Source organism: Bradyrhizobium sp., assembly GCF_049581145.1.
Taxonomy (GTDB): domain Bacteria; phylum Pseudomonadota; class Alphaproteobacteria; order Rhizobiales; family Xanthobacteraceae; genus Bradyrhizobium.
The window spans coordinates 1-4,995 of the sequence record NZ_JBAURI010001330.1; the positions used below are offsets into that span (position 1 = coordinate 1).

At 63.5% G+C, this 4,995-nt stretch carries 7 protein-coding genes; all 7 read right to left on the reverse strand.

Annotated features, from left to right (window positions below; genetic code table 11):
* Window positions 1–742 (reverse strand): twin-arginine translocase subunit TatC (tatC, locus tag WCB02_RS42390; protein ID WP_423969101.1); only part of this gene is annotated, 742 nt, incomplete at its 3' end.
* Window positions 739–1,389, reverse strand: coding sequence for a Sec-independent protein translocase protein TatB (tatB, locus tag WCB02_RS42395; protein ID WP_423969103.1), 651 nt, complete (start codon window positions 1,387–1,389; stop codon window positions 739–741). The genes tatC and tatB, both read right to left, overlap by 4 nt.
* A gap of 118 nt (window positions 1,390–1,507) precedes the next feature.
* Window positions 1,508–1,744 carry a twin-arginine translocase TatA/TatE family subunit gene (locus WCB02_RS42400; protein ID WP_423969105.1) on the reverse strand — a complete coding sequence of 79 codons (237 nt, stop codon included), beginning with the start codon at window positions 1,742–1,744 and terminating at the stop codon, window positions 1,508–1,510.
* 170 nt (window positions 1,745–1,914) lie between these two features.
* Window positions 1,915–2,652 (reverse strand): SMC-Scp complex subunit ScpB, encoded by a 738-nt coding sequence (scpB, locus tag WCB02_RS42405; RefSeq protein WP_423969107.1) that lies wholly within the window; start codon window positions 2,650–2,652, stop codon window positions 1,915–1,917.
* 22 nt (window positions 2,653–2,674) lie between these two features.
* Entirely contained in the window at window positions 2,675–3,505 is an 831-nt protein-coding gene (locus tag WCB02_RS42410) for a segregation and condensation protein A (protein ID WP_423969110.1), read from the reverse strand.
* A complete protein-coding gene (nagZ, locus tag WCB02_RS42415; protein WP_423969112.1) occupies window positions 3,502–4,530 on the reverse strand; it encodes a beta-N-acetylhexosaminidase in 1,029 nt (342 codons plus the stop codon). The genes WCB02_RS42410 and nagZ overlap by 4 nt, the downstream gene beginning before the upstream one ends.
* Before the next feature lie 48 nt (window positions 4,531–4,578).
* On the reverse strand, window positions 4,579–4,995 hold a 417-nt coding region (locus WCB02_RS42420), incomplete at its 5' end, for an SPOR domain-containing protein (RefSeq protein WP_423969115.1).

Below are 4,995 nucleotides of genomic sequence, written 5' to 3' on the forward strand. Positions count from 1 at the left end.
CCACGATCCGCACCGCGATGATTGACCCCTCATACAGTGCCAGCAGCGGCAGCGCGAGGGAGGACTGGCTCAGGATGTCGGGCGGCGTCAGCACGGCAGCGATGACGAAAGCAATCACGATGAAATAGCGGCGCTTGTCGCGCAACATCTTGGAAGAGATGATGCCGACCCGTCCCAACAGTGTCAGGATCACCGGAAGCTGGAATGCGATGCCAAAGGCGAAAATCAGGGACATCATCAGCGACAGATATTCGCCGACCTTCGGCAGCAACTGGATCTGGGCGGTCTCCGCCCCGCCCATCTGCTGCATCCCGAGCGAAAAGCGGATCAGCATCGGAAACACGACGAAATAGACCAGCATCGCGCCGGCCACGAAGAAGATCGGGGTGGCGATCAGATAGGGCAGAAAGGCGCCGCGTTCATGCTTGTAGAGGCCCGGCGCGACGAACTTGTAGATCTGCGTGGCCACGATCGGAAACGAAATGAAGCCGGCGCCGAACAGCGCGAGCTTCAACTGCGTGATGAAATATTCCAGGAGCGCCGTGTAGATGAATTTCGAGTTTTCCGCCCCGGCGACCCAGACGAACGGCCACACCAGGACGTTGTAGATCTGCTTGGCGAAGAAGAAACAGAAGATGAAGGCAATGCCGAATCCGAGCAGCGCCTTGATCAGGCGGGAGCGCAGTTCGATCAGATGATCCATCAGCGGAGCTTTGCTGGCCTCGATGTCGTCGACGGTCATGACGCTTTGGCGTCCTTCGGCTCTTCGGAGGGCGACACTTCGGACGAGGGCCCCTCAGAAGAGGACACTTCAGAAGAAATCCTGGCGAGGTCCTGCGGCACGGCCGCCGGCTGAACCGCGGGCGTGATCACAAGCGGCTCGGCAGCCATGCTTGGACCTGCCGCACCGGTTTCCGTCACCCTGCCGTCAGCCACGTTGGTCTCTGCGACGTTGGTCTCTGCCGCGCTGGTCTCTGCGACATGGGCATCGGCTTCGGCAAAGCTTTCAGCGGTCGGCGCTGCCGGGGTGGTCGGCACAACCGGAGGCTCGATCGTCGCTGCGGGCGTTTCCGCTTTTGTCTCTGCGGGCTTGTCGATGCCCTCGATATCCAGCGCGCGCGACACATCCTTCTGCAGCGAGGTCATGATGCTGCCGCGGCCAAGGCCGGAGGCGGCTTCCTTCACCTCGTCAAAACTCTTCTTGAGGTCGGCCATTTCGGCCTCGCGCATCGCTTCCTGGAACTGACCCTGGAACTCGGCGGCCATCCTGCGCGCCTTGCCCATCCATTGCCCGACCATGCGGAGCACACCGGGCAGTTCCTTCGGGCCAATCGCGATCAGCGCGACAATCGCGATCAGGGCGAATTCACTCCAGCCGATGTCGAACATCCAAAATTCCGCTCACGCGAAGGCTCTGTCCCGCAATCTGCAAAGCGCCCGGCCCAAATCACCTGGCTCCCAAGCAAAGGATCGAGACGGCCAGTGTCTATCCAGGCGTCGTTGTTGCTCAGACAGCCTTGCTGCCGACATCCGACCGCGCAGCTGTGGACGGCGCGGTGCCATGATCGATCGACTTCACCGGCTCGGTCTTTTCCGGAGCCGTGTCGTCGTCTTGCATGCCCTTCTTGAAGGCCTTGATGCCTTGCGCGACGTCGCCCATCAGATCGGAAATCTTGCCGCGGCCGAACAGCAGCAGGACGACTGCGATCACCACGATCCAGTGCCAAATGCTAAGCGAACCCATCCTGCAACCTCCAAACACGAAGAGCCGGTGACCCGGCCTGATCTTTAGCGGAACGTAGGCTTGGCGGGTGCCAAAAACAAGGACTTAGGCTGTGGCAAATCGGCGTTGGACGCCTCTCCTGAAGCTACCGTTAACCGGCGCGGAAGGATCGCCCAACCGTTCGCAACGGATCAGCCTTCGCCGCCGTTTTCGTTTTCCGGCTCCACCACGGACACCAGCGCCAGTTCCAGATCGCCGGCATCGAGTGGATCCTCGTCGTCCCGCAAAGTCGGATCATCGGACGGCGATGGAACGGTGAATCCGGTCGGAAGACGCGAATCCATCAACCCCGTACCTTTCAGTTCCTCCAGTCCAGGCAAGTCGCCGATCGCCTCGAGACTGAATTGCGACAGGAAGGTTTCCGTGGTTCCGAAGGTCAGTGGCCGCCCCGGCGTCTTGCGCCGGCCGCGAGGCTTGATCCAGCCGGTCTCCAGCAGCACATCCAGCGTGCCCTTGGAGGTGACGACGCCGCGGATCTCCTCGATCTCCGCGCGCGTGATCGGCTGGTGATAGGCGATGATCGCCAAAACCTCGATGGCCGCGCGCGACAGCCGGCGCGTTTCCGTGCTTTCGCGGGTCATCAGCCAGGACAGGTCGCCCGCCGTGCGAAACGTCCATTTGTTGGCGACCCGAATCAGATTGACGCCGCGCGAGGCGTAGTCCACCTGCAATTGCGCCAGCGCCACCTTGATGTCGACGCCGTCCGGCATGCGCTTGGCGAGGGTGGCCTGATCGAGCGGCTCGCTCGCAGCAAACAGCAACGCTTCCAACAACCGCAGTTCTTCCGGCCGCGCGTGCGGCCCGACTTGCACCTCCTCGACAGGGACTTCCTCGGCATCGTCCATGCGTCTCTCCGCCAAGCTTGCCATGGTACAGTCTCCTTCTTCCAAACTACTCGGCGGTCGGCGCGGTCATGGCGCCGGTGGCTTGTGGCGGACGCTTTCGAAAATACAGCGGTGCAAACGCTTCCTTCTGGTTCAGCTCCATCTGCCCTTCCCGCACCAGTTCCAGCGCCGCTGCGAAGCTCGACGCAAACACGGTGGCTTTCTGCGAAGGGTCGACGATGTAGCCGATCAGATATTCGTCGAGGCAGCCCCAGTCTTCCGCCTCCGCCAGACCGATCAACCGTTCCAGCGAAGCGCGCGCTTCCGCGAGCGACCACACGGTGCGCTTGGCCAGATGGACGCTCGCCAGCACGCGCTGCTGGCGTTGGGTGGCGTAGGCGGAGAGCAGATCGAACAGCGTCGCGGTGTATTTCGGATGGCGGATTTCGGCGATCGCCTCCGGAAGTCCGCGCGCAAAGATATCGCGCTGCAATTGCGGCCGGTTCATCAGCCGGTTGGCGGCTTCCCTGATCGCCTCGAGCCGGCGCAGCCGGTTGGCGAGCGCGGTCGCCATCTCTTCGGCGCTCGGGCCTTCGGCGGTCGGCGGCTCCGGCAGCAGCAGCCGCGATTTCAGGAAGGCGAGCCACGCTGCCATCACCAGATAGTCGGCGGCAAGCTCGAGCCGGATTTTTCGTGCCGCCTCGATGAACTGCAGATACTGATCGGCCAGCGCCAGGATCGAGATCTTGGCGAGATCGACCTTCTGCTGGCGCGCCAGTGCCAGCAGAAGGTCGAGCGGACCCTCGTAGCCCTCGACATCGACGACCAGTGACGGTTCGCCCTCGGCGAGTTCGGCGGTAGGCCGGCCGGTCTCAAAAGACAGGATTTCCGCGGTCATGCGCCAGCCGTCCCCAGCCGTTCGAGCAATGCGTCCAATTCGGCCCGTGCCGCGCCCCGATCGAAAGCCAGCGGAGCTTGGCGCGATGCCAGCGCCCGATTGGCCCGCAGCAATGGCTCGCCCGACAGCTCGGGCGTCTCGCGCGCGACCTCGCGCATCTCGTCGAGCTTGCCATTGCAATGCAGGACCAGATCGCAGCCGGCGGCAAAAATCGCCCGGGTCCGCTCGGCGACCGATCCCGCCAATGCGTTCATGGACACGTCATCACTCATCAACAAACCCTGGAACCCGATCGAGCCACGAATCACCCTTTCGACCATTGTCGCAGAAGTCGTGGCCGGATGGACCGGATCGAAGGCGCTAAACACAACATGTGCAGTCATGGCCATTGGCAGCTCGGCGAGCGGCTTGAACGCGGCAAAATCGGTCATTTCGAGCTCGTTTTCCGGCGTATCGACCACAGGGAGCCTGAAATGGGTGTCGGCGGTCGCCCTGCCGTGACCGGGAATGTGCTTCAAGACCGGCAAGATCCCTCCCAGCCCCAGCCCGTCGCTGACCGCGCGCGCGATCGCGGCCACCTTGCCCGGCTCGTTGCCATAGGCCCGATCGCCGATCACCGCATCGGCGCCGTCGATCGGGACATCCGCCAGCGGCAGGCAATCGACCGTGATGCCGAGATTGACGAGATCGTCCGCGATCAGCCGCGCGCTGAGCCGGGCTGCCGAGAGGCCCAAAGCGGGATCGATGTCGTAGAGCCGTCCGAACGCCGCCCCTGCCGGATAGGCCGGCCAGTGCGGAGGGCCCAAGCGTTGCACACGCCCGCCCTCCTGATCGATCAGAACCGGGGCCCCCGGTCGGCCTGCGACATCGCGCAACTGCCTCACCAGCGCAGCGACTTGCGCCGGGGTCTCGACGTTCCGCCTAAAGAGGATGAAACCCCACGGCTTCTCGGCCACGATGAACGCACGCTCGTCCGCGCCAAGTTCCGTTGCCGAAACGCCCGTGATGAAAGCTTTGCTGCTCATGTGGCGCCGAATAGCCCGCGGCCGCCAACATGGTCAAGGAAGCCGCCGCTAATTCTTCTGGACCAAACACTGCCCGCCGGCACTCTGCAGACTGCCGCAGAAATGCACCGCCTCTGGCCTCGTGCCAAACGGCCCGATCATTGCGCGAAAGTGGACACCCTTCTCGCCCAGGTCAGCGCGCCTGATCACCGGTGCCTGGGATCCCAGGACATTCGGGAACTTGGTTTGCAGCGCCTTGAACGAAGCCTGCGCATCGGCCTCGCTTGACTGCGACGAGACCTGCACCATGAAACCGCCAGACCCTTCGCTTGTGGCGGCGGCTGGTGCGGCCTGCGTCGGGCTGACGGCCGCGACCCGTGTCCGCGGCTCAGCCGGCGGCGCAGCCTCGGAATCCTGCGCGTTCTGCGGTGACAACGACAGCGGCGCGTTGGCGCTGGCATTGGCGTTGGCCGCACTCTGTACACC

What these genes read in the sequence shown, in the direction of transcription:
- tatB (WP_423969103.1), bottom strand. Translation starts at nt 1,389, where the DNA reads ATGTTCGACATCGGCTGGAGTGAATTCGCCCTGATCGCGATTGTCGCG.
- WCB02_RS42400 (WP_423969105.1), bottom strand. Translation starts at nt 1,744, where the DNA reads ATGGGTTCGCTTAGCATTTGGCACTGGATCGTGGTGATCGCAGTCGTC.
- scpB (WP_423969107.1), bottom strand. Translation starts at nt 2,652, where the DNA reads ATGGCAAGCTTGGCGGAGAGACGCATGGACGATGCCGAGGAAGTCCCT.
- WCB02_RS42410 (WP_423969110.1), bottom strand. Translation starts at nt 3,505, where the DNA reads ATGACCGCGGAAATCCTGTCTTTTGAGACCGGCCGGCCTACCGCCGAA.
- nagZ (WP_423969112.1), bottom strand. Translation starts at nt 4,530, where the DNA reads ATGAGCAGCAAAGCTTTCATCACGGGCGTTTCGGCAACGGAACTTGGC.